The 23,462-nt window shown below is 71.8% G+C and carries 22 protein-coding genes; 10 read left to right on the top strand and 12 right to left on the bottom strand.

The window, feature by feature from the left end; translation table 11 throughout:
- The first annotated feature begins 8 nt into the window (after nt 1-8).
- From glpK to ACIQM3_RS30655, 5 genes are all read left to right on the top strand, one after another.
- Nucleotides 9-1,538 (top strand): glycerol kinase GlpK, encoded by a 1,530-nt coding sequence (gene glpK, locus ACIQM3_RS30675; protein WP_401630131.1) that lies wholly within the window; start codon nt 9-11, stop codon nt 1,536-1,538.
- Between the two features lie 12 nt (nt 1,539-1,550).
- Entirely contained in the window at nt 1,551-3,161 is a 1,611-nt protein-coding gene (locus tag ACIQM3_RS30670; protein ID WP_401630129.1) for an FAD-dependent oxidoreductase, read from the top strand.
- Nucleotides 3,162-3,286: 125 nt separating this feature from the next.
- Entirely contained in the window at nt 3,287-4,252 is a 966-nt protein-coding gene (locus tag ACIQM3_RS30665) for an LLM class flavin-dependent oxidoreductase (protein WP_401630127.1), read from the top strand.
- A 34-nt stretch (nt 4,253-4,286) separates the two neighbouring features.
- On the top strand, nt 4,287-5,345 hold the full coding sequence (locus tag ACIQM3_RS30660; RefSeq protein WP_401630125.1) for an LLM class flavin-dependent oxidoreductase: 1,059 nt from the start codon (nt 4,287-4,289) through the stop codon (nt 5,343-5,345).
- Between the two features lie 100 nt (nt 5,346-5,445).
- Nucleotides 5,446-6,117 (top strand): FadR/GntR family transcriptional regulator, encoded by a 672-nt coding sequence (locus tag ACIQM3_RS30655; protein ID WP_401630123.1) that lies wholly within the window; start codon nt 5,446-5,448, stop codon nt 6,115-6,117.
- Here the strand turns inward: ACIQM3_RS30655 and ACIQM3_RS30650 are convergent.
- Nucleotides 6,106-6,891 (bottom strand): SDR family NAD(P)-dependent oxidoreductase, encoded by a 786-nt coding sequence (locus ACIQM3_RS30650; protein ID WP_401630121.1) that lies wholly within the window; start codon nt 6,889-6,891, stop codon nt 6,106-6,108. The genes ACIQM3_RS30655 and ACIQM3_RS30650 overlap by 12 nt on opposite strands.
- Nucleotides 6,888-8,210 carry an L-fuconate dehydratase gene (locus tag ACIQM3_RS30645; RefSeq protein ID WP_401630119.1) on the bottom strand — a complete coding sequence of 441 codons (1,323 nt, stop codon included), beginning with the start codon at nt 8,208-8,210 and terminating at the stop codon, nt 6,888-6,890. The genes ACIQM3_RS30650 and ACIQM3_RS30645 overlap by 4 nt, the downstream gene beginning before the upstream one ends.
- A gap of 229 nt (nt 8,211-8,439) precedes the next feature.
- On the opposite strand from ACIQM3_RS30645, the gene ACIQM3_RS30640 reads away from it, so the two are divergent.
- Entirely contained in the window at nt 8,440-9,483 is a 1,044-nt protein-coding gene (locus ACIQM3_RS30640; protein WP_401630118.1) for a PAC2 family protein, read from the top strand.
- Between the two features lie 85 nt (nt 9,484-9,568).
- Here the strand turns inward: ACIQM3_RS30640 and mshC are convergent, their stop codons facing one another.
- From mshC to ACIQM3_RS30620, 4 genes are all read right to left on the bottom strand, one after another.
- Nucleotides 9,569-10,798 carry a cysteine--1-D-myo-inosityl 2-amino-2-deoxy-alpha-D-glucopyranoside ligase gene (gene mshC, locus ACIQM3_RS30635; protein ID WP_401630116.1) on the bottom strand — a complete coding sequence of 410 codons (1,230 nt, stop codon included), beginning with the start codon at nt 10,796-10,798 and terminating at the stop codon, nt 9,569-9,571.
- Nucleotides 10,799-10,943: 145 nt separating this feature from the next.
- Nucleotides 10,944-11,804, bottom strand: coding sequence for an SCO1664 family protein (locus ACIQM3_RS30630; protein ID WP_401630114.1), 861 nt, complete (start codon nt 11,802-11,804; stop codon nt 10,944-10,946).
- Nucleotides 11,768-12,358, bottom strand: coding sequence for a DUF3090 domain-containing protein (locus ACIQM3_RS30625; RefSeq protein ID WP_104790241.1), 591 nt, complete (start codon nt 12,356-12,358; stop codon nt 11,768-11,770). The genes ACIQM3_RS30630 and ACIQM3_RS30625 overlap by 37 nt, the downstream gene beginning before the upstream one ends.
- 105 nt (nt 12,359-12,463) lie before the next feature.
- Entirely contained in the window at nt 12,464-13,174 is a 711-nt protein-coding gene (locus ACIQM3_RS30620; RefSeq protein WP_362937750.1) for a histidine phosphatase family protein, read from the bottom strand.
- A gap of 52 nt (nt 13,175-13,226) precedes the next feature.
- Between ACIQM3_RS30620 and corA the strand changes: the two genes are divergently transcribed.
- Nucleotides 13,227-14,213 carry a magnesium/cobalt transporter CorA gene (gene corA, locus ACIQM3_RS30615; protein ID WP_401630111.1) on the top strand — a complete coding sequence of 329 codons (987 nt, stop codon included), beginning with the start codon at nt 13,227-13,229 and terminating at the stop codon, nt 14,211-14,213.
- A 6-nt stretch (nt 14,214-14,219) separates the two neighbouring features.
- Here corA and ACIQM3_RS30610 read toward each other — a convergent pair whose 3' ends face one another.
- Both ACIQM3_RS30610 and ACIQM3_RS30605 read right to left on the bottom strand, forming a co-directional pair.
- A complete protein-coding gene (locus tag ACIQM3_RS30610) occupies nt 14,220-15,008 on the bottom strand; it encodes a ferritin-like domain-containing protein (RefSeq protein ID WP_401630109.1) in 789 nt (262 codons plus the stop codon).
- A 240-nt stretch (nt 15,009-15,248) separates the two neighbouring features.
- On the bottom strand, nt 15,249-16,301 hold the full coding sequence (locus ACIQM3_RS30605; RefSeq protein ID WP_356714632.1) for an LLM class F420-dependent oxidoreductase: 1,053 nt from the start codon (nt 16,299-16,301) through the stop codon (nt 15,249-15,251).
- A gap of 142 nt (nt 16,302-16,443) precedes the next feature.
- Between ACIQM3_RS30605 and ACIQM3_RS30600 the strand changes: the two genes are divergently transcribed.
- Both ACIQM3_RS30600 and ACIQM3_RS30595 read left to right on the top strand, forming a co-directional pair.
- Nucleotides 16,444-17,427, top strand: coding sequence for an aldo/keto reductase (locus ACIQM3_RS30600; protein WP_401630108.1), 984 nt, complete (start codon nt 16,444-16,446; stop codon nt 17,425-17,427).
- Nucleotides 17,424-19,682 (top strand): helix-hairpin-helix domain-containing protein, encoded by a 2,259-nt coding sequence (locus ACIQM3_RS30595; protein WP_401630106.1) that lies wholly within the window; start codon nt 17,424-17,426, stop codon nt 19,680-19,682. The genes ACIQM3_RS30600 and ACIQM3_RS30595 overlap by 4 nt, the downstream gene beginning before the upstream one ends.
- 80 nt (nt 19,683-19,762) lie before the next feature.
- Here ACIQM3_RS30595 and ACIQM3_RS30590 read toward each other — a convergent pair whose 3' ends face one another.
- Nucleotides 19,763-20,431 carry a hypothetical protein gene (locus ACIQM3_RS30590; RefSeq protein WP_401630104.1) on the bottom strand — a complete coding sequence of 223 codons (669 nt, stop codon included), beginning with the start codon at nt 20,429-20,431 and terminating at the stop codon, nt 19,763-19,765.
- A 47-nt stretch (nt 20,432-20,478) separates the two neighbouring features.
- On the opposite strand from ACIQM3_RS30590, the gene ACIQM3_RS30585 reads away from it, so the two are divergent.
- Nucleotides 20,479-20,667, top strand: a complete 189-nt coding sequence (locus tag ACIQM3_RS30585) for a DUF5703 family protein (protein ID WP_053930948.1) — start codon at nt 20,479-20,481, stop codon at nt 20,665-20,667.
- Between the two features lie 51 nt (nt 20,668-20,718).
- Here ACIQM3_RS30585 and ACIQM3_RS30580 read toward each other — a convergent pair whose 3' ends face one another.
- The 3 genes from ACIQM3_RS30580 to ACIQM3_RS30570 form a co-directional block, all read right to left on the bottom strand.
- Nucleotides 20,719-21,462, bottom strand: a complete 744-nt coding sequence (locus tag ACIQM3_RS30580) for a chaplin (protein WP_401630102.1) — start codon at nt 21,460-21,462, stop codon at nt 20,719-20,721.
- A 139-nt stretch (nt 21,463-21,601) separates the two neighbouring features.
- Nucleotides 21,602-21,835 carry a chaplin ChpH gene (gene chpH / locus ACIQM3_RS30575; RefSeq protein ID WP_351283273.1) on the bottom strand — a complete coding sequence of 78 codons (234 nt, stop codon included), beginning with the start codon at nt 21,833-21,835 and terminating at the stop codon, nt 21,602-21,604.
- A gap of 144 nt (nt 21,836-21,979) precedes the next feature.
- Nucleotides 21,980-23,314 carry a M20/M25/M40 family metallo-hydrolase gene (locus ACIQM3_RS30570; RefSeq protein WP_401630100.1) on the bottom strand — a complete coding sequence of 445 codons (1,335 nt, stop codon included), beginning with the start codon at nt 23,312-23,314 and terminating at the stop codon, nt 21,980-21,982.
- Nucleotides 23,315-23,462 lie beyond the last annotated feature (148 nt).

The following is a 23,462-nucleotide window of genomic DNA, read 5'->3' as shown; positions in this document are numbered from 1 at the left end:
AGCCAACCGTGACCGACGCACACACCACCGGACCGTTCATCGCGGCCATCGACCAGGGCACCACCTCCAGCCGCTGCATCGTCTTCGACAAGGACGGCCGGATCGTCTCCGTCGACCAGAAGGAGCACGAGCAGATCTTCCCGAAGCCGGGCTGGGTCGAACACGACGCCAAGGAGATCTGGGAGAACGTCCAGGAGGTCGTCGCCGGGGCAGTCGTCAAGGCCGGCATCACCTCCGCCGACGTCAAGGCGATCGGCATCACCAACCAGCGCGAGACCACTCTGCTCTGGGACAAGAACACCGGTGAGCCCGTCCACAACGCCCTCGTCTGGCAGGACACCCGCACGGACGCGCTCTGCAGGGAGCTCGGCCGCAACGTGGGCCAGGACCGGTTCCGCCGCGAGACCGGCCTGCCGCTCGCGTCGTACTTCGCGGGCCCCAAGGTCCGCTGGCTGCTCGACAACGTCGAGGGGCTGCGCGAGCGCGCCGAGCGTGGCGACATCCTCTTCGGCACGATGGACTCCTGGGTCATCTGGAACCTGACCGGCGGCACCGACGGCGGCGTCCATGTCACCGACGTCACCAACGCCTCCCGCACCCTCCTGATGAACCTGCACAAGATGCAGTGGGACGACAAGATCGTCCAGTCGATGGAGATCCCGCCCGCCGTCCTGCCCGAGATCCGGTCCTCCGCCGAGGTGTACGGCACCGCCAAGGGCGGCGTCCTCGACGGCGTCCCGGTGGCCTCCGCGCTCGGCGACCAGCAGGCGGCGCTGTTCGGCCAGACGTGTTTCGCCCAGGGCGAGGCCAAGTCCACGTACGGCACCGGCACCTTCATGCTGATGAACACCGGCCACACCCCGGTGAACTCGTACAACGGGCTGCTGACGACCGTCGGGTACCAGATCGGCGACCAGAAGCCGGTGTACGCCCTCGAGGGGTCCATCGCCGTCACCGGTTCGCTGGTCCAGTGGATGCGCGACCAGATGGGCCTGATCAAGTCCGCGGCCGAGATCGAGACGCTGGCCTCCTCCGTCGAGGACAACGGCGGCGCGTACTTCGTGCCCGCGTTCTCGGGTCTGTTCGCCCCGTACTGGCGGCCCGACGCCCGCGGTGTCATCGCGGGTCTCACCCGTTACGTGACCAAGGCGCACATCGCCCGGGCCGTGCTCGAGGCCACCGCCTGGCAGACCCGCGAGATCAGCGACGCCATGACCAAGGATTCCGGGGTCGAGCTGACCGCGCTCAAGGTCGACGGCGGCATGACCTCCAACAACCTGCTGATGCAGACGCTCTCCGACTTCCTGGACGCGCCCGTCGTGCGCCCCATGGTCGCCGAGACCACCTGCCTCGGCGCCGCCTATGCCGCCGGCCTCGCCGTCGGCTTCTGGCCGGACACCGACGCACTGCGCGCCAACTGGCGCCGTGCCGCCGAGTGGACACCCCGCATGGACGCGGCCACCCGTGACCGCGAGTACAAGAGCTGGCTCAAGGCCGTCGAACGGACCATGGGCTGGATCGAGGACGAAGAGATCTGAGGAGCAATCGACATGACCACCCTGCAGAGCGTCCCCGCCCTCGGGACGCATCCGGCCTCCGGCTCCCTCCCGAGCCGTGCCGAAACCCGGGAGCAGCTTTCCAAGGCGACGTACGACCTCCTGGTGATCGGCGGCGGCATCCTCGGCATCTCCACCGCCTGGCATGCCGCGCAGTCCGGACTGCGGGTGGCCCTGGTGGACGCCGGCGACTTCGCCGGCGCCACCTCCTCGGCCTCCTCCAAGCTGCTCCACGGCGGTCTGCGCTACCTCCAGACCGGCGCGGTGAAGCTGGTCGCCGAGAACCACTTCGAGCGGCGCGCGGTGTCCCGTCAGGTCGCCCCGCACCTGGCCAACCCGCTCACCTTCTACCTGCCCGTCTACAAGGGCGGGCCGCACGGCGCCGCCAAGCTCGGCGCGGGTGTCTTCGCCTACTCGGCGCTGTCCGCGTTCGGTGACGGTGTCGGCCATGTGATCAGCCCGTCCCGGGCCGCGCGCGATGTGCCCGAGCTGCGTACGGACAATCTGAAGGCCGTCGCGGTCTACGGCGACGACCAGATGAACGACGCCCGGATGGCGCTGATGACCGTCCGCGCGGCCGTCGACGCGGGCGCCGTCGTCCTCAACCACGCCGCGGTGACCGGGCTGCGGTTCACCAAGGGCCGCGTCACGGGGGCCGAGCTGGAGGACCGTCAGGACGGCTCGGAGTTCGGCGTGAACGCCAGGCTCGTGCTGAACGCCACCGGCCCGTGGGTCGACCACCTGCGGAAGCTGGAGGACCCGGCCTCCGCGCCTTCCATACGTCTGTCCAAGGGCGCCCACCTCGTCCTCAGGCGCACCCGCCCGTGGAAGGCCGCGCTGGCGACGCCGATCGACAAGTACCGGATCACGTTCGCCCTGCCGTGGGAGGACATGCTGCTGCTCGGCACGACCGACGAGGAGTACGAGGGCGACCCGGCCGATGTCGCGGTCACCGAGAAGGACACGGCGCAGATCCTCGACGAGGCGGCCTTCTCCGTCCGGGACCAGCAGCTGTCCCGCGATCTGATCACGTACTCCTTCGCGGGGCTGCGGGTGCTGCCCGGCGGTCCGGGCGACACGTCCAAGGCCAAGCGCGAGACGGTCGTGACGGAGGGCCGCGGCGGGATGCTGTCGGTCGCGGGCGGCAAGTGGACGACCTTCCGCCACATCGGCCGTACGGTGATGAACAAGCTGGCCGAACTGCCCGGGCACCCCCTCGGCGAGGACATGGAGCCGATGGCACGGCTGCCGAAGAAGGTGCCGCTGCCCGGTATCGCCAACCCGAACGCGGTCGCGCACCGGCTGCTGGTCGACGGCGGTACGCCGGGTCCGCGGATGCCCGCCGACACGGCCCGGCACCTGGCCACCCACTACGGCTCGCTCTCCTTCGACATCGCACGTCTCGCGAACGAGAACCCCGCGCTGGCCGAGCGCATCCACCCCGACGCCCCGGAGATCTGGGCGCAGGTGGCGTACGCGCGCGACCGCGAGTGGGCCGAGACGGCGGACGACGTGCTGCGCCGCCGGACGACGCTGACGATCCGGGGCCTGGCGACGGACGGCATCCGGGCCAGGGTCGAGGACATGCTGGCCGACGGGCGCTGACGGCGCCGGCACGCAGGAGCAGGGGCGGTCTCCCGGTCGGGGAGGCCGCCCCTGCGGCGTGGGCTCCCCGGGACGTGCCATGCAGCCGCCATACGGGTGCAATGTGACGCGGGGACAGTGGAGAGATGTCCGAACACCAGGGATTCCATCTGTCAGTGGCGCTCAACGGCGCCGGTTCGCATCCGGCCGCGCCCGCCAGACCCTTCACACCCGACGACTACGCCCGGCTGGTGCGCGGCGCCGAGGCCGGGCTCCTCGACTTCATCACGGTGGAGGACGGCCCGGGGCGGCTCGACTCCGCGCTGCTGCTCGCGCTGGCGGCGCAGGTCACCGACCGGATCGGGCTCGTCCCGCTGGGCCCCACGACGGGTGACCCCACGGCCTGGGCGACGCGGATCGCGACGCTCGACCATCTGAGCGCGGGGCGGGCGGGGGTACGGCCCCGGGCCACGACGGGCAATCCGGAGCACGCCCGGCTCGTGGCGATCCTCGGCACTCCCGAGGGCGACCGGCGGGTGGCCCAACTCTTCTCGCAGGCAGATGATTTCCTGACCGAGGCCACAGCGGCGTGGGAGAACGCCGTGCCCTCTCCGCAGGGCCGGCCGCCGCTGGTGCTGCTCGCGCACGCCACGGTCCCGTACCGGCTGGCGGCCGCCCACGGCGATGTCGTCCTCGTGACCCCGGCGGACACCGAGGCGCTGGCCGCCGTGCGCGAGGAGGTCGAGTCGCTGCGTGAGGAGGCGGGCCGCCCGGCCGGCTCGCTGCGCGTCTTCGCCGACATCGATGTCGTACTGGACGACAGCCAGGAGGCGGCCGACGCGCGCCGGGCCGGTCTGGAGGAGGCCGCCGGAGCGCCCTTCACCTCGGACGCCGCCGTCTTCTCCGGTACGCCGGCGGGGCTGGCCGACCTTCTTCAGGAGTGGTTCCACGAGGGCGGCGCGGACGGGTTCCGGCTGCGGCCTGCGGTGCTTCCCGACGACCTCGACGCGATCGTGGCCGGGCTGGTGCCCGTGCTGCAGCGACGAGGGCTCTTCCGCACCGGATACTCCGCCCGGACCCTGCGCGGCCACCTCGGCCTCGCCGCCGCCTGACCCCCGCCCCCGGATCCGACGAAGGAAGGCCCCCTTGAAGTTCTCCGTACTCTCCCTCCTCGGCCATGCCCCGCATCCGCTGACGGGCGGGCTCCCCTCGGCCGCCGAGCGGTTCCACGAAGTGATCGAGACCGGTGCGGCGGCGGAGCGGCTCGGCTTCGACGCGTACGCCGTCGGGGAACGGCACGCCGGGCCGTTCCTCTCGTCGAGCCCCGGCGTGGTGCTGGGCGCGCTTGCCGCGAGGACCTCCACCATCCGGCTGCTGACCGGGGTCACGGTCGTCGCGATCCTCGATCCGGTGCGCGTGGCGGAGGAGTTCGCCACACTCGACCAGATCTCGCGGGGCAGGCTCGAACTCGTCGTGGGGAAGGGCGCGGAGGCCGGTCACTTCAGCCTGTTCGGGCTGGACGAGGAGCGGCAGTGGGATCTGCAGAGGGAGAAGTACGAGCTGCTGCGGCGGCTGTGGAGCGAGGAGGGCGTCGACTGGGAGGGTGAGTTCCGTCCGCCGCTGAAGGGCGTGACGACCGTGCCACGTCCGTACGCCGGTCCCCCGCGTGTCTGGCACGGCTCGGCGACCAGCCTCAACTCCCCCGAGCTCGCGGCGAAGCACGGCGATCCGCTCTTCACGGCCAACGCGATCCAGCCCCGTGAGGCATACGCCGGGCTGATCGCCCACTACCGGGAGCGGTTCGAGGAGTACGGACACGATCCGGCGGGAGCGCGGGTAGCGGCGGGCTCCGGCGGTCTGCTGATCGCGGACACGACGGAGAAGGCCGTGGAGCGCTACAAGGAGCTGTACGAGGCCGGGGTCGCCCGGTCGTTCAAGCCGCACCTGGAAGGCAGGGCCGGCTACAACACCCCGTTCCGCACGATCGAGGACGCGATCGCGAACGGGCCGCAGCTCATCGGCTCCCCTCAGCAGATCATCGACAAGATCCTCGGCTACCACGCGGTGTACGGGCATGACCTGCAGTCGATCACCGTGGACGGCTTCGGCCTGTCGCACGGCGAACAGCTGGAGACACTGCAGCGGTTCGCCGAGGAGATCGCCCCGGTCGTACGGCGCGAGGCGCCCTCCACGCTCTGGGAGTGACCGGGGGCCGGTGCCTCCGACCGGGTGTGGGGCGCGGCGACGCCCGGGGGCCGCATAATGAGATCCATACATCGGATGTCTTGTGCGCGAGGAGGCCTTCATGGCCGTCACCGACGAAGCGATCGAGAAGATCAAGGGAATGATCGTCTCAGGCGCGCTGGCCCCGGGGGACCGTCTCCCCAAGGAGAGCGAACTCGCGGCCGAACTGGGCCTGTCGCGCAACTCCCTGCGGGAGGCCGTGCGCGCGCTGTCGCTGATCCGGATCCTCGACGTCCGTCAGGGCGACGGCACCTACGTCACCAGTCTGGACCCGCAGCTGCTCCTGGAGGCACTCAGCTTCGTGGTGGACTTCCACCGCGACGACACGGTGCTGGAGTTCTTCGCGGTCCGCCGGATCCTGGAGCCGGCGGCCACGGCGATGGCGGCACTGCGCATCACCGAGGAACAACTGGACGCGCTGAGCGCCCAGCTGGACGCGCTGGGCCCGGAGCCATCGGTGGAGGCGCTGGTCGCCGGCGACCTGGAGTTCCATCGCAGCATCGTCCAGCACTCCGGCAATTCGGTGCTGTGCTCCCTGCTGGACGGCCTGTCCGGCCCGACCACCCGGGCCAGGGTGTGGCGCGGGCTGACCCAGGAGGACGCGGTCGGCCGCACCCTGCGCGAGCACCGGGCGATTCTGGCCGCGCTGCGGGACCGGGACGCCGAGGCGGCCCGGTCCTGGGCGACGGTGCACGTGGCGAGCGTGGAGCAGTGGCTGCGGTCAACCCTGTGAGGGGGCGGGGCGCAGCCGCAGGCCCTGCATCCCGCCGTCGACGGCGAGCGCGGTGCCGGTGACGGACGCCGCCGCCGGGCTCGCCAGGTAGACGACGGCCGCGGCCACCTCGTCGGCGGAGACCAGCCGTCCCAGTGGCTGACGGGCGTCGAGCGCGGCGCGCTCGGCTGCCGGGTCCTCGGCCCGGCCGAGCAGCCGGCCGATCCAGGGGGTGTCCGCGGTCCCCGGATTGACGCAGTTGACCCTGATCCCCTCGCGGACGTGGTCGGCGGCCATCGCGAGGGTGAGGGAGAGCACGGCCCCCTTGCTGGCGCTGTAGAGCGCGCGCTGCGGCAGACCGGCTGTCGCGGCGATGGAGCAGGTCTGGGTGATCGACACGGCCCCTGGCCGCCCGGCGGCGGCGCGGCGCAGATGGGGCAGCGCGTGACGGGCCGTGCGGACCATGCCGAGCACGTTGATGTCCAGTACGCGAGTCCATTCCGCGTCCGTGTTGTCCTCGACGGTGCCGATCGAGCCGATCCCCGCGTTGGACACCAGGGTGTGCAGGCCGCCCAGTTCCGCGGCGGCCCGGTCGACGGCGTCCCGTACGGCTTCGTCGTCGGTGACGTCTGCCTCCAGGGCGAGTGCCCCCTCGGGAGCGCCCTTGGGATCGAGGTCGAGTACCGCGACTCGCGCCCCACGGGCGAGCAGCAGGGTCGCCACGGCGGCCCCGATCCCGGACGCGCCGCCCGTCACCAGGGCGGACAGTCCGTCGAAATCCTGCGTACCGGTCATCGGTCGGTCTCCTCGGGGGTGCGGGGGGCCTGCCACGCGAGGCCCTGCGGGTAACGGTGCGCGGCGATGGAGGCGGGGAGCATCCGGGCCGAGAAGCCCGGTCCGCGCGGGGTGACGTAGCGGCCGTGCTCGACGACGGCCGGGTCGGCGAAGTGTTCGTGGAGATGGTCGACGTACTCGATCACGCGGTCCTCCTGGCTGCCAGAGACCGCGACGTAGTCGAACATCGAGAGGTGCTGGACGAGTTCGCAGAGTCCGACGCCTCCGGCGTGGGGGCAGACCGGGACGCCGAACTTGGCGGCGAGCAGCAGGACCGCGAGGTTCTCGTTGACCCCGGCCACGCGTGCGGCGTCGATCTGGACGAAGTCGACCGCGCCGGCCTGGAGCAGCTGCTTGAACACGACCCGGTTGGCGATGTGTTCGCCGGTGGCGACCTTGACGGGCTGCCCGGCGCGCACGGCGGCGTGGCCGAGCACGTCGTCGGGGCTGGTCGGCTCCTCGATCCAGTACGGGTCGTACGGGGCGAGGGCGGTCATCCACTCCACCGCCTCGGCGACGTCCCAGCGCTGGTTGGCGTCGACGGCGATCCGGATGCCGGGGCCGACGGCCCGGCGGGCGAGCGTGAGTCTGCGGATGTCGTCGTCCAGATCGCCGCCGACCTTCAGCTTGATCTGGGTGAAACCGTCCGCGACGGCCTCCTCGGCCAGGCGCACGAGCTTGTCGTCGTCGTATCCCAGCCAGCCGGGCGAGGTGGTGTACGCCGGATAGCCCTCGGCCAGCAGCCGCTCGGTGCGCTCGGCGCGGCCCGGCTCCGCGGCGCGGAGGATGCCGAGCGCCTCCTGCGGGGTGAGGGCGTCGCTGAGGTAGCGGAAGTCGACGAGGGAGACGAGCTCCTCCGGGGTCATCTCCGCGAGGAACCGCCAGACGGGCTTCCCGGCCAGCCGCGCCGCGAGGTCCCAGGCCGCGTTGACGACGGCTCCGGCCGCCATGTGCATCACGCCCTTCTCGGGGCCGAGCCAGCGCAGCTGGGAGTCGTGCGTGAGCCGGCGGTAGAGGGCGGCGAGGTCCGCCGCCGTCCGTGGTGCGGGGCGGCCCACCACATAGGAGCGGAGTGCCTCGATGGCCGCGGCCATCACGTCGTTGCCGCGGCCGATGGTGAAGCAGAAGCCGTGCCCCTCCGCGCCCTCGCCGTCCGTGCGCAGGACGACATAGGCGGCGGAGTAGTCGGGGTCGGGGTTCATGGCGTCCGAGCCGTCCAGCTGTTCCGAGGTGGGAAAGCGGATGTCGTCGACCTCGAAATCCATGACGGTCAGACTCATGTGCGCCCCCAGGGGAATAACATCGGATCTCTCAGTGGTCATCCGATGTATAACCTCCCGCAGGCCCCACAGTCCAGGGCCCGGAGCGATTTCGATCAGTTTCAGCCGTTACAGCTCGGATGAATCAAGAGGTGGCACGCTTCACCTCCGCGCGCAAACGGCTACGGCGGAACAGGGCGGAAGCCGTAAGGTTGGTCCGTACACAAGGGAACTTCGGAAGGAGGCCTGGGTGATCGAGCTCGAGGGGGTACCCGAGCTGATCGACCCGGTCATGGTGGCCGCGTTCGAGGGCTGGAACGACGCGGGTGACGCCGCCTCCACAGCGGTCGCGCATCTGGACCGGGAGTGGAAGGGCGAGGTCTTCGCGGCGCTCGACGCCGAGGACTACTACGACTTCCAGGTCAACCGGCCCACGGTGTGGCTGGACGGCGGGACACGCAAGATCACCTGGCCCACCACCCGGCTCTCCGTGGTGCGGGTCGGTGGCGAGAAGCCCCGTGATCTGGTCCTGATCCGCGGCATCGAACCGTCCATGCGCTGGCGTTCGTACTGCAACGAGATCCTGGGCTTCGCCCATGAGCTGGGCGTCGAGATGGTCGTCATCCTGGGAGCGCTGCTCGGCGACACCCCGCACACCAGGCCGGTGCCCGTCAGCGGGGTCACCTCGGATCCGGACCTGGCGAGGACCATGGACCTGGAGGAGACCCGGTACGAGGGGCCGACCGGCATCGTGGGCATCCTCCAGGAGGCCTGCACGCATGCGGGGGTGCCCGCGGTGAGCCTGTGGGCGGCGGTGCCGCACTATGTGTCGCAGCCGCCGAACCCCAAGGCGACGCTGGCGCTCCTGAACCGCCTGGAGGATCTGCTCGGAATGCGGATCCCGCTGGGCGAGCTGCCCGAGGACGCCCGCGCCTGGCAGCTCGGGGTCGATCAGCTGGCCGCCGAGGACAGCGAGGTCGCGGAGTACGTACAGACGCTGGAGGAGGCGCGGGACACCGCCGAGCTGCCCGAGGCGTCGGGAGAGGCCATCGCCCGCGAGTTCGAGCGCTACCTGCGGCGCAGGGACATCGGCGGCCCCGGCCAGGGGCCGGGCGGTCACGCCACGGAGAGCGGCGACGTGCCCTATCTGCGGGACACCTCCAGCGGCCGTACGAGGCCGCCGAAGCCGCAGCGTCCGGAGAAGGACAAGGGCCGGCCGAAGGACGCCGACGGGGGCACCACGCCCGAGGACCCGCCGCCCGCAGGGCCGGACGAGGACGCCTCGGACGACTGACCGCCCGCCTCCCGCACGGGGAACGGCCCCGGACTTCGTCGATCTCTCACGAAGTCCGGGGCCGTTCGGCGACCTGTGGGCAGGGTCAGAGCGCGACGCCCAGCAGGGCGTCGACGGTGCGTGAGACGAGCCCGGGCGCACCTTCGTCCGTGCCCCCGCCGGAGTTCTGCTCCGCGGCCCAGCGGTCCACGGCGGCGAGGGCGGCCGGGGCGTCCAGGTCGTCGGCCAGGGCCTCCCGCACCTCCTCGACCAGCGCGTCGGCGGGGAGACCGTCGGGACGGGAGACGGCGGCGCGCCACTTGGCGAGACGCTCGACCGCGTCGGCGAGTACCTGGTCGGTCCACTCCCAGTCGGCACGGTAGTGGTGAGCGAGCAGGGCGAGCCTGATCGCCGCGGGGTCCACGTCGTCCCGGCGCAGCGCCGACACGAAGACGAGGTTGCCCTTGGACTTGGACATCTTCTCGCCGTTCAGGGCGACCATGCCGGCGTGGACGTAGGCGCGGGCGAAGGGGTGCTCGCCCGTCAGCACCTGGGCGTGCGAGGCGCCCATCTCGTGGTGCGGGAAGGCGAGGTCGGAGCCGCCCCCCTGCACGTCGAAGCCCATCCCGAGGTGGTCGAGCGCGATGGCGACGCACTCGATGTGCCAGCCGGGCCTGCCACGGCCGAGGGAGCCGCCGTCCCAGCTCGGCTCGCCCTCACGGGCGGCCATCCAGAGCATCGGGTCGAGCGGGTTCTTCTTGCCGGGGCGCTCCGGGTCACCGCCGCGCTCGGCGGAGAGCAGCCGCATGGCCTCGGCGTCGAGGCCGGAGACCTCGCCGAAGTGCGGGTCGCACTCGACGGAGAAGTACACGTCCCCGTCGAGTTCGTAGGCGGCGCCCGCGTCACGGAGACGTTCCACGAGCGGGACGATGCCGGGTATCGCCTCGACGGCCCCGATGTAGTGCTTCGGGGGGAGCATGCGCAGTGCGGTCATGTCCTCCCGGAAGAGAGCCGTCTCGCGCTCCGCGAGCTCGGTCCAGTCCTCGCCGTCGCGCACGGCCCGCTCCAGCAGCGGATCATCCACGTCGGTCACGTTCTGGACGTAGTGAACCTGCCGCTTGGTGTCGAGCCACACGCGCTGCACGAGGTCGAACGCGTTGTAGGTCGCCGCATGACCCATATGGGTCGCGTCGTACGGCGTGATGCCGCAGACATAGATGCGGGCGACGGGACCGGGGTCAAGGGTGATCCGTCCGCCGGTCGCGGTGTCGTGGATCCGAAGGTCGCGGCCCTTGCCAGGCAGGGCGGGGACCTCAGAAGCGGGCCAGGCATGCATGTCATGAGCGTAACCGGACGATGCTTCCGGATACGAACCGGATGGCAGATCGTGGCCGAAGAGGCGGTCTTGCGGGCGGGGCGGTCTTCGCCTACGCACCGGGGCCCGGAGCGGCCCACCCGCCCCGGGCCCCGGTGGGGCGGTGTCACACGGGCGGCCACGGGATCGGCGGCCAGTCCCCGCTCGGCAGGGGGTGGCGGCCGGACTTGCGGAGGCTCTCCACCCGGTCGCGCAGCGCCTCGGTCTCCGCGGCGGTGATCAGTTCCCCCAACCGGGTGGCAAGCACCGCGCCCGGTTCCAGGCCGGCGGAGAGCCGGTCGAGCACCTCGGCCGCCTCCGCAGTCAGCGGCTCGCCCGCCCACCCCCAGAGGAGCGTGCGCAGCTTGTCGTCGGCGTTGAAGGTGACGCCGTGGTCGATGCCGTACAGCCGCCCGCCCGGAGCGGACAGCAGGTGCCCTCCCTTGCGGTCACCGTTGTTGATCACCGCGTCCAGGACCGCGAGCCTGCGCAGACGGGGATCGTCGGCGTGCACCAGCAGGGCGGTCTTCCCCTCCCCCACCTCGGCGAAGCCGACCGCTTTCCAGCCGTCCCCGGGCTCCTCGGCCTCGACGAGCGCGAGCAGGGGCGGCAGCCCGTGGGCGGACGCCGCGGCGTCCTCGCCGTCGGCCTCCGCCTCGATCCACAGCTGGCACATCCCCTCGCCGTAGGGGCCCTCCCGCAGCACCGTGGGCGGCACGAGTCCCCAGCCGGTGGCCTCGGAGATCTCGTACGCGGCGACCTCCCGCTGGGCGAGCGTGCCGTCGGGGAAGTCCCACAGCGGCTGCTCGCCGGCGACCGGCTTGTAGACGCAGAGGCGTTCCTCGCCCTCGTACGCGACCGTGCAGTGGAGCACCGCGTTCGACGCGCCCCTGACCCGGCCGAGGACCGTGAGCTCCCCCTCGGCGAGGAGAGTGCGCAGCCCCGCCTCCGTCAGGCCCCGCGACGGTATCCGTTCTGGCGCGGGCATACGTGTCCTTCCGGGTCGAGGGGGAGGCTGCAGAGCGGGCAGGGCGGGCGGCCCGCGTTCACGACGTCCAGCGCGCGTTTGGCGAACGCCCGCGCCTGGGCACCGCTCAGCCGGACGCGCAGCATCGGCGGGCCGTTCTCCTCGTCCTGCAGAAGCCTTTCCTCGGCCTCGGCGAGGTCGTCCTCGGAGTCGGCGTCCAGTTCGACGAGGGCCTGCGCCTCGACGATCATGCGCTGCTCCTCGCCGTCCCAGGCGAGTGCCATCGTGCCGACCCTGAACTCCTCCTCGACGGGGGCGTCGAGCGGAGCGCTGTCGGTGACGTCCATGGGTGCCACCGCGGGCACCGGTGAGTTGCCGCCGGTCCGCCGCACGACCTCGTCGAGGAGTTCGTCGATCCGTTCGGCCAACGCGGCGACCTGCGTCTTCTCCAGGGCCACGCTGGTGACCCGTCCGCGCGAGGATGCCTGCAGGAAAAACGTACGGCGGCCAGGCAGCCCGACCGTACCGGCCACGAAACGGTCCGGAGGGTCGTAGAGGAACACCTGACGGGACACGTCCTGTCTCCCTTGAGAATGTGATGGCGGATGGGGGCGGCCCCGGGGCCCTGCGAGATGTCCCGCAAGGGCTCTACGGCGCGTCCACCCTACTGCGCGGAGCGATCACGGTGCCCCAGCGCCGCCCCCGACGGCCGCATCCGTTGCCCTCTCCCCTGCCGCGTCGGCCCCGATGGCCTGTTCCCGTGGTGCCAGGGACGCGAAGTCGCCGGTGTCGCCGAGGCGGAGGAGGAACGGGCGCAACGAGGTGTAGCGGATCGCGGTGACGGAACACGGGTCCGCGTGCAGGCGCTGGAAGAGGTCGAGGTGCATGCCGAGCGCGTCGGCGACGAGGGCCTTGATGATGTCGCCGTGCGAGCACATCACATACGTGGCGTCCTCGCCGTGCTCCGCCTCCACACGGGAGTTCCAGTCCCGCACGGCGTCGACGGCCCGGGCCTGCATGGCCCGCATGGACTCGCCGCCGGGGAAGGCGGCGGCCGAGGGGTGCTGCTGGACGACCCTCATCAGCGGTTCGTCGGAGAGTTCGGCGAGCTTGCGCCCCGACCAGTCCCCGTAGTCGCACTCGCTGATGCGGTCCTCGGTGTGCAGCGGGAGGTCCGGGCGGGCGTCGAGCAGCGGCTGGAGCGTCTCCCGGCAGCGCTGCAGAGGGCTGCTGACGGCCGCCACGAGCGTGAGGGCGGCCAGGCGGCCGGGCAGGGCCGCGGCCTGTTCTCCGCCGCGTTCGTCGAGGGAGACGCCAGGGGTCCGGCCCGCGAGCACTCCGGAGGTGTTGGCGGTCGAGCGTCCGTGGCGTACAAGGATGAGCGTGGGCATACCTGCCAGCGTAGAGGTGCGTGAACCCTCCGCGGCAGGGAAGAATGCGCGAGTGATCGTCGACTGCGGAATTTACCGGGACGGGCGTCGGACCGAAGGTCCCGCCGACTTCTCCGATGCCCTCGACGAGGCACGTTCCAGCGGGGACGCTTTTCTCTGGATCGGGCTGCACGAGCCGACGGAGAAGGAGTTCGACCTGGTCACCAGTGAGTTCTCGTTGCATCCGCTGGCGGTGGAGGACGCCCTGCGCGCCCATCAGCGGCCCAAGCTGGAGATCTACGACGACTCACTGTTCGTGGTGATCAAGCCGGTGGTCTACGAGCAGGAGAGCGACACGGTGAGCGCCGGTGAGCTGATGCTGTTCATAGGCGATTCCTTCGTGGTGACGGTGCGGCACGGCGAGGGCGCGCCGCTCGCGGCGGTGCGGCAGCGGCTGGAGGCCGAGCCCGAGGTCCTCAGGCACGGGCCCACGTCGGTGCTCTACGCGGTCAGCGACGCCGTGGTCGACCACTACATCGAGGTCGCCGCGGAGCTCCAGGTCGACCTGGAGGAGCTGGAGGCCCAGGTCTTCGCCCCGACCGGCTCCAGGGACACCACGAACACGGCGGCGAGCATCTACACCTTCAAGCGGCAGGTGCTCGAATTCCGCCGGGCGACGAATCCGCTGAGCGCACCGATGGCACGGCTGTCGAGCGCGGGCGTGCCGTTCGTCGACACGGATTCGCAGCCGTTCTTCCGGGACGTGAACGACCACCTGACGCGTGCCGTCGAGCAGGTGGAAGGGCTCGACCGGCTGCTCTCGGACATTCTGTCGGCGCACCTGGCGCAGGTGGGCGTCCGGCAGAACGACGACATGCGGAAGATCTCGGCGTGGGCCGCCATGGCCGCCGTACCCACCATGGTGGCGGGGATCTACGGCATGAACTTCGAGCACATGCCCGAACTCCACTGGGCCTGGACCTACCCGGCGGTGATCGCGCTGATGGGCATCGCGGTCGCCGGGCTGTACCGCCTGTTCAAGCGCCGAGACTGGCTGTAGGGCGTCTCAGGCGTATTCGTTCTCGGGTACGGCCGGGCCGCCGAGCGCGTCGCGCAGGGCGGGCTGTTCGAGGCTCACCATGCGCCGCCATCCCACCAGCCGCTCGTAGGCGTGCATCGCGTGGATGCCCGCGACGAGTACGGCGGACTTGGCGCGGGGCCAGCCCAGCACGGCTCCCATGTGGCTCATCACGGCGATGCTGACGTCGCGGTACACGCGGATCTCGGCCTGGGCGCACTCCCGCAGGACGGACTGGATCGTCCGGCCGTGTCCGGCCCGGGCGAAGCGGAGGAGTTCCTCGTGGCAGTACGCGAGGTGGTTGTCCTCGTCCCGCGAGATCATCTTCACGGCGCGGCCGAGGACGGGGTGCCCGGCGAAGTACTTGAGCAGGAGCCGCATCTGCTCGGACGCCCGCTGTTCGGTGACCCTGCTGTGGGCCAGGTAGACGATGATGTCCCGTTCGGTGAGCGGCTCCTCACGGCTGAGCCGGTCGTGTGCCAGGCCGATGCCGTGGCGCTCCAGCAGGAGGGTGTAGTCGGTCTCGTACGGCACCGTCACCGGCTGGAGTCCGCGCTGCTTCAGCAGGGCGTTGAAGATCCGGCCGTGCTTGTCCTCGTCGGCACCGTGCCGGGCGACCTTGGGCGCCAGCTCGCGCAGGCCCGGGGGGACGAGCGCGGCGATACGACCGTTCTCCCAGCCGCCCTGCGTCTCCCCGCCGGCGGCGATCGAGCAGAACAGCCGGAACGACTCGTCGTTGTCGAGGATCTCCTGGAACAGACTCTTTGCCGAGAGCATCACTGCCACCTTTCGCACCGGTGTCCGCAGAGGCACAGTCAAATTCGGTACGCGTCGGTAGGCAACACGGGAGGGGCCCGGCAGGGCCGAACGGGCGCCCGGCGGCGGCCGGACCTGCCCGGGCGTCCCGCAAGGAGTACGGGGCGTAACCCGGGGGCCCGGCGGCGCGTTGTTCCGTGTGACGGCCGTGGCGGGGAGGACCCCCGAGCCCCCACCACGGCCGTAGTGCTGCGCCGGTGGTTACGCGGCGAGGCCGGAGCGCTCCAGGGCGTCGGTCCCGGCGCGCAGGGCCGCGAGCCGCTCGTCGAGCGTGAAGCCCGCCGGGGCGAGGGTCAGCGTGGTCACGCCGGCGGCCGCGTACGCCTGCATCCGGTCTGCGATCCGGTCCACCGAGCCGAGCAGCGTGGTCTGGTCGATCAGCTGGTGCGGGACGGCGGCCGCCGCGCCGGCCTTGTCGCCTGACAGGTACTTGTCCTGGATCTCGGCGGCTTCCTTCTCGTAGCCCATGCGCTGGGCGAGCTGGTTGTAGAAGTTCTGCTTGCGGCTGCCCATGCCGCCGACGTAGAGAGCGGTGTACGGGCGGAACATGTCGGCGAGACCGTTGACGTCGTCGCCGACGGCGAGCGGCACCGTGGGACAGACGTCGAAGCCGTCCATCGTCTTACCGGCCTTCTCGCGCCCGGCCCGCAGGTGCTTCACCGCGGTCTCCTCCAGGTGGTCGGCGGAGGGGAAGATCAGCAGGGCCCCGTCGGCGATCTCGCCGGTCTGCTCCAGGTTCTTCGGGCCGATCGCGGCGATGTAGAGCGGGATGTGCTCGCGCTGCGGGTGGACGGTCAGCTTGATGGGCTTGCCCGGGCCGTCGGGCAGCGGCAGCGTCCAGTGTTCGCCCTCGTAGGACAGACGCTCCCGGGACATCGCCCTGCGCACGATCTCGACGTACTCGCGGGTGCGGGCCAGCGGCTTGTCGAACTTGACGCCGTACCAGCCCTCGGAGACCTGCGGTCCGGAGACACCGAGGCCGAGACGGAAACGGCCCCCGGAGAGCGAGTCGAGGGTGGCCGCGGTCATGGCCGTCATGGCGGGCTGGCGGGCCGGGATCTGCATGATGGCGGAGCCCACGTCGATGGACTCGGTCCGGGCCGCGACCCAGGCGAGCACCGTCGGCACGTCGGAGCCGTACGCCTCGGCCGCCCAGCAGACGTCGTAGCCGAGCCGGTCGGCCTCCTGGGCCACGGCGAGGTTGTCGCCGTCCATCCCCGCACCCCAGTAACCGAGATTGATGCCGAGCCGCATACCCACGCTCCTCTACTGATCAGTAACGTTCCTGTGTCCCGGACTCTAGCGCGGGGCGCCCGAATCCGGCAGGCGCGCCCGGGGACGACGGTTGTCCACAGGCCTCCACCCCGTGGTGCCTTGGCCAGTAATCTCAGCGCCCATGGAGCAGAGGCATCTCGGCCGTACCGGCCTTCGCGCGTCCCGGATCGGGCTGGGCACCCTCACATGGGGCCGGCACACCGACGAACACGACGCCGCGGACCAGCTCAAGGCCTTCTGGGACGCGGGCGGCACCCTCGTCGACACCGCCGACGTCTACGGCGGCGGGGAGGCCGAATATCTGCTGGGGCGCCTTCTGGACAATCTGGTGCCGCGGCAGGACCTGGTCGTCGCGACCAAGGCGGGCAGTGTGCCCGACCCCTACCGCCGCTTCGACGGATCGCGGGGGCATCTCCTCGCCGCGCTCGACGCGTCCCTGCGGCGGCTCGGGACGGACTACGTCGACCTGTGGCAGATCCACGCCTTCGACCCCGTGACGCCGCTGGAAGAGACCCTGCAGGCACTGGACCTGGCGGTGTCCTCGGGGCGCGTCCGGTATGCCGGAGTGTCCAACTTCAGCGGCTGGCAGCTGGCCAAGGCGGCGACCTGGCAGCTCGCCGCGCCCGGGCTGCGCACCCGGCTGGCGTGCACGCAGATGGAGTACTCACTGCTCCAGCGGGGCGTCGAGCGGGAGGTGCTGCCGGCCGCGCTGGACCTCGGGGTCGGGCTGCTGCCGTCGTCGCCGCTGGGCCGCGGCGTGCTGACCGGCAAGTACCGCACCGGCACGCCGTCCGGCTCGCGCGGGGCCTCCGAGCAGCTGGCCCCCTTCGTCGAGCCGTACCTCGACGAGGCGGCGGGCAGGATCGTGGACGCGGTGGCCACGGCCGCCGACGGCCTCGCCACGACGCCCCTCCAGGTCGCGCTCGCCTGGGTGCGGGACCGGCCGGGAGTGGTGGCTCCGATCGTCGGCGCGCGCAACGCGCAGCAGCTGACCGAAGCGTTGTCAGTGGAGGCGCTTAGTCTTCCTGACGAGATCTGCCAGGCGCTCGACGATGTGTCGGCGCCCGTGCACCGCTATCCCGACCAGGACTGGAGCACGCTGTGACTGCGCATCCCCGGGGAGAATCCCCGGATCCCGCGGCCGAGGACCACGAGGCCGTCGAGGACGCCGTTACCCAGGCCGCCGACACGCCCGGCACGCCCGACGAGGGCGGCGCGGGGAGTGCGGAGGCGGCGGACGACGGCGCGGAGGCCGCGGACGGCACGGAGGGCGCACAGGACCTGGAGCAGGCTCCCGAAGCGGCCGCTTCCCCCGCGCCCGCCCTCTCGGAGGCCGAGGCGGAGCTGGCCGCGCAGCGCGAGCTGCGCGAGCGGATCGAGCAGCGCAAGGCCGAGAAGGAAGCGCCGATCGCCGCGGGCACGAAGCTGAGCGGGCCGGCGGCGGATCTGCTCGCGGCGGTGCGCGCGGTGGAGAGCGGCGAGAAGCCTGGCACCGCCTTCTTCGACTCGCCCGCCTCGGCGCCCGCACCCCGCCGGGCGGCCCCCGCCGCCCCGGCCGCACCCGTCCGTCCCTCCCCGGCCCCGGAGCGGCAGGCTCACCGGGCCGCGTCCCCCGAGGCCGCCGCCTCGGTCGCGGAGGTGCTCGCCGAGGGCGGTGCCCCCGGGGCCCTGGCAGGCCCTGCCGCCGCCACGCTCGGCGAAGGGGCCGCGGGTGTCCTCCGGGAGGACCCGTGGCAGCTGCTGTCCGTGCCGGGCGTGCGGCCCGAGCAGGCCGACGGCTTCGCGCGGGCGCTGCTGGGCGCCGGGTGCGGACCCGGCGACGAGCGGCGCACGGCTGCCCTGGTGGGCTGGCTGCTGGAGCGGGCGGCGCTGCGGGGCCACACGGCGATGGACGCCGACGAGGTGCGGACGGCGCTCGCCGGATTCGCGGTGACCGATCCCGGGGAGGCCGTCCAGCAGGCCGCAGCCGAGGGCGTCGTGCTGGTCTTCCAGGACGACGAAGCCGAGGACGGCGCCACGGAGCCGGAGGACACCGAGGAGGCCGGCGAGACGCCCGAGGACGGCACGCGGGGGGACGAGGAGCCGGTCAGGGTGCTGCTGGGCCTCGACAGGTACGCCTTGGCCGAGGAGAGCCTCGCCGACGGTCTGGCACGGCTCGTCAACACCTGCGAGAAGGGCGCCGACTGGACGGATGCCGCTGCCGCCGTCCCGTCACCTTCGGCGGGCGAGCTGGTCCGGGCTGCCGCGACCGCGGGCCTGGTGGCCCACAGCGGGGGCGAGACCGCCCGGGCCGAGCCCGCCGCCCTCGTCGCCGCCGCGCACGGCCTCGGGCTGCGGGCCCTGGGCACCACCCACAGCGAGGACGGGCGGCGCAGGCTGGCGGCCGCGGTCGGTGACCCGGGCTCCGCCGTCACACTCTCCGCCCTGCTCTCCGGCGAGGACGGACCCGGCCGGGACGCGGACGGCGCGTTCGCGCTCGACGTGCTGGTGGTGCTGGACGCCCCGCAGCTCGACGTGGAGACGGCCGCGATGCTGGTGGAGTCCCTCGCCGACGGGACGCGGCTGATCCTCAGCGGCGACCCGGGAGTGCTCGGGTCGGCCGGCGCGGGCCGGGTCTTCGCCGATGTGATCGCGGCTCGGGCCTGTCCGCACGTGGTCTCGCGCACGCCCGACCCCGGACCGATCGGCGAGCTGGTCTCCGGCATCGGGGCCGGGGAGCTCGCCCAGGTCGAGGCGCCCGGCAAGGAAGTGGTGATCGTGCCCGTGCGGGACGCGGGTGAGGCCGTCCACCGCACGGTGCAGCTGGTGGCCGACTCGGTGCCGCGCGCCATCGGCGTACCCTCCTCCGACACCCAGGTGATCACGGTCGGGCACGGCGGCTCGGCGGGCACGACCGCCCTGAACGCCGCGCTCAAGCAGCGGCTCAATCCGGGGCCGGGCCGGTTCGACGGCTTCGATCCCGGTGACCGCGTGGTCCACGTCCCCTCGCCCGGCAGGGCGGTGCCCGGCTCGGTCGTCTCGGCCGACGCCGAGGGGCTGCACCTGGACTGCGCGGGCACACCCGTCGTCGTACCGCAGGACCGGGTGGAGACCTCGGTACGCCACGGGTGGGCGCTCAGCGCCCACCAGGCGGCCGGGATGCGCTGGCCGGCCGCCGTCGTCGTCCTGCCCGGCGACGCCGCGCAGGGGCTCAGCAGGCCCTGGGTGTACACGGCGTTCAGCCGTGGGGAGCGGCACCTGTCCGTGGTGCACGGCGTGGACCAGGCCCTGCCGCGCGCGGTGGCCGAGGTGCCCGCCCAGGAGCGGACGACCCGGCTGCGGCCCCTGCTAAAGGCGCTGCCCACTCCGGACGCCTCGTAGGCCCGTCCCCGGGCTCCGGACGCCTCGTAGGACGCCGGTCCCGGTGCACTGCGCACCGGGACCGGCGGGCGGTCGTGGGATCAGGCGCGGTCCGGGACGATGTCGTCCAGGTCGCCGTCCAGCTCGTCCTCCTCGTCGAAGACCGAGCTGGCGTCGAAGCGGCAGACCACCATGGCGGGATCCGCCTCGTCGAACGGCGCCCCGAGCCACTCCCCCGGCTCGGGAAGCTCCTCCACGGCGGAGACCCAGAGGGTGGAGTCCCCCTCCTCCAGGCCGAACTCCTTGTGCCGGGACGCGATTTCGTCCGCCTCGTACTCGCCGAACACCACTCCCAGCGCGGCATGCACGCCGGCGCCGGCGGCCGCCACGGCGTCGGCGTCCCCGTCCTGTCCGTCCGGATCGAGGTCGGCGAGCCGCTGGGCCTGGGCGAGCAGCCGCGCGGGCTCCGCCACCGCGTAGTCGCGCCTGATCAGCACGCTGACGGCGTGCGGCTCCTCCGGGCCCGCATAGGGCGGGAGGGAGTCCTCCGCGGCCGGGATCTCGAAGGGGGTGACCTCGTCGTAGCGCTCGTAGAGCAGTTCGTCGTAGACCTCGGCCGCAGCGGCCAGTGCGTTGAACGCGTCGTAGACGGTGGGGTCGTCGTCCCCGGTACGGCGTTCGACTGCCTGGAGGTGGCGGTCGAGCGCGGTTTTGACGGCATCGGCGGCGGCGCGTACCTCGGCAGCGGTGGGCTGCGCAGCATCAGACATAGGACAGACGCTATCCGTACCGGGGGTCTGCCCGCACAATAGATGCGATGCCGGAATACGAATTCATCGACGTGTACGTGCCGCGCGGGGTGTCCCGCAAGGAGGCGGCCCGCCTGCTGACCGACCATGCCGAGTACGGGCACTGGGAGTTGGACCGGCTGACGCTGCGCCGTGACGGCAGCCGCCGGGTGCGGCTGCGCCGCCGCATCATCCGCCAGCTCCGGCCCACCTGGTAGGACGGAGCGGGTCCCGCGTGCGCGGAACCCGCTCGTCGGACCGCTGTCGTGCTACCGCTGTGCGGCGCCGCGCGACCGCCGGTACAGGACCGTGCCCGCACCGGCGAGCAGCATCCCCGCGCTCGCCGGGATGAGCAGGTCGAGCCCGCCCCCGCCGGTCTGCGCGAGCTGCTCGCCCGTCACCAGCTGGGTCTCGGGGGCCGGAGGGGCGTCCGGCGTGACCGGCTTCTCCGGGGTGTGCGGCACGACGGGAGGCGGGACCGTCTCCGAGTCGTTCTCGCAGCCGTTGCCGAAGACCGGGTTGAGCAGTCCTCCGACGGTGACGCTGTTGCCGCAGACGTTCAGCGGGATCTCCACCGGCACCTGCACCTGGTTGCCGGAGAGGATCCCGGGGGACCCCTTCGTCTCCGCCTGGGCCGAGGTGCCGGAGGCACGGTGCCTGCCCGTCCCCGCCCCGCTGTCGCCCGCCTCTTCGTGCCCGGACGCCCGGCTCCCGGAGCCGTGACCGGACGAGGCAGCGCCGTCGGAGGTGTGCGCGTGGCCGGACTCCGAAGATCCGTTTCCGCAGTCGTTTCCGCTCGTGGGGTTGAGCAGACCGCCGACGTCCACGGAGTTTCCGCACACGTTGACGGGTACATCGATCGGGACCTGGATCGAGTTCCCCGAGAGCACTCCCGGTGAACCCGACGCGGCGCCGGCCGCTCCCGCGTCGGCGTGCGCGTAACCGCCGCCGAGCGCGAGCACTCCACCCGCCGCTGCCATGGTGATCAGGCCCTTACGTGTGACCTGTCGCATAGGTTGTCTTCCTGCCTTCTGCCTACCGAAATGCCCCGGGCACAGCCGTGCCGGGGGCCGAATGCCCAGCGGCCCCGGGGCGCATGGCGCGCACCCCGAGGCCGACCGGACTCAAACCCTTACGGGTTGACGCGCATCGTCACGCGTTGACGCAGGTGTTGCCGAAGGCGGGGTTCAGCAGCCCGATCACGTTGATCGTGTTGCCGCACACGTTCACCGGAACGTGGACCGGCACCTGAACGACGTTGCCCGAGAGCACGCCGGGGCTGCCGATGGCGGCACCCTGGGCGCCGGCGTCGGCGGAAGCCATACCCGCACCTGCGAGCACGAGACCACCGGTAGCAGCCGCGATTGCGACGACCTTCTTGATCATTATTCCTCCTGATTGACAAGTGCGGTCCCAGCCGCGGACCGCATCACTTGTAACGAGGAGGCAGTGAGGGGGCTACGAGCGCACGATGCCTTTCACCCTTTCCGGTGAGGTCCGTACAGGCAGGCGAATTCGGTCGTCCGACGGTCAGGAGTGGTCGATGAACCGGTCGAGCACTCGCGCGCCGAATTTCAGGCCGTCCACCGGCACCCGCTCGTCCACACCGTGGAACATGCCGGCGAAGTCCAGCTCCGGCGGCAGCTTCAGCGGGGCGAAGCCGAAGCAGCGGATGCCGAGGTCGTCGAAGGACTTCGCGTCGGTGCCGCCGGAGAGCATGTAGGGCACGGCACGGGCGATCGGGTCCTCGGCCTTGAGCGCGAGCTGGATCGCGTCCACCAGGGACCCGTCGAAGCTCGTCTCCAGCGCCTTGTCGCCGTGCACGTCCTCGCGCCTGACCCGCGGCCCGAGGATCCGGTCGAGGTCGGCCAGGAACTCCTCCTCGTAGCCGGGCAGGAAGCGCCCGTCCACGTGCGCGGTGGCCTGTCCGGGGATCACGTTCACCTTGTAGCCGGCGCCGAGCATGGTGGGGGCGGCGGAGTTCTGCAGGGTGGCGCCGACCATCTTGGCGATCCCGCCGAGCTTGGCGAGCGTCGCCTCCATGTCCTCCGGGTCGAGCGGGGTGCCCAGCGCGTCGGACAGCTCGTCGAGGAAGGACCGTACGGTCTTGGTCACCCGGACCGGCCACTTGTGCCGGCCCAGCCGGCCGACGGCCTCGCAGAGCTCGGTGATGGCGTTGTCGTTGTTGGTCATGGAGCCGTGACCGGCGGTGCCGTCCACGGTGAGCCGCATCCAGTGCATGCCCTTCTGCGCAGTCTCCACCAGATAGAGGCGCAGGTTCTCGTTGACGGTGAAGGAGAAACCGCCGACCTCGCCGATAGCCTCGGTGACGCCGTCGAAGAGGTCCCGGTGGTTGTCGACGAGGTGGCGCGCCCCGTACGTGCCGCCCGCCTCCTCGTCGGCAAGGAAGGCCAGCACGATGTCGCGCGGGGGCTTGCGGCCGCTGCGCATGCGGTCGCGGACGACCGCGAGGGTCATCGCGTCCATGTCCTTCATGTCGACCGCGCCGCGTCCCCACACACAGCCGTCCGCGATCTCGCCGGAGAACGGGTCGTGCGTCCAGTCCGCCGCGTTGGCCGGCACGACGTCGGTGTGCCCGTGGATCAGCAGCGCCGGCTTGGAGGGGTCCTCGCCCTCGATCCGGGCCACGGTGGAGGCGCGGCCCTTGTGGGACTCGAAGATCTTCGGCTCCAGCCCGACCTCGGCGAGCTTCTCGGCGACGTACTCGGCGGCGGCCCGTTCTCCGGGGCCGGAGTGGTCGCCGTAATTGCTGGTGTCGATCCGGATCAGGTCACGACAGAGGTCCACGACCTCATTCTCCGCGGTCTCGCCGATGCCGGCCCGGGCCGTGTTGGTCTCGCTCACGCTGCTTCCTTCCACTGTCGCGGTGGTGCTCCCCCTCATCCTCGCGCGCCCGGCCCCGCCTGCCCAAGACCGCCCGGCCCCCGTCATGCGCCTTTCACATGACAGGGGCGTGATCGAGCACCCTCGAATGTTTGCTATGGTTTTCCAC

It is taken from the genome of Streptomyces sp. NPDC091271 (genome assembly GCF_044757505.1).
Classification (GTDB): domain Bacteria; phylum Actinomycetota; class Actinomycetes; order Streptomycetales; family Streptomycetaceae; genus Streptomyces.
This window is presented reverse-complemented; position numbering and strand designations above follow the sequence as displayed.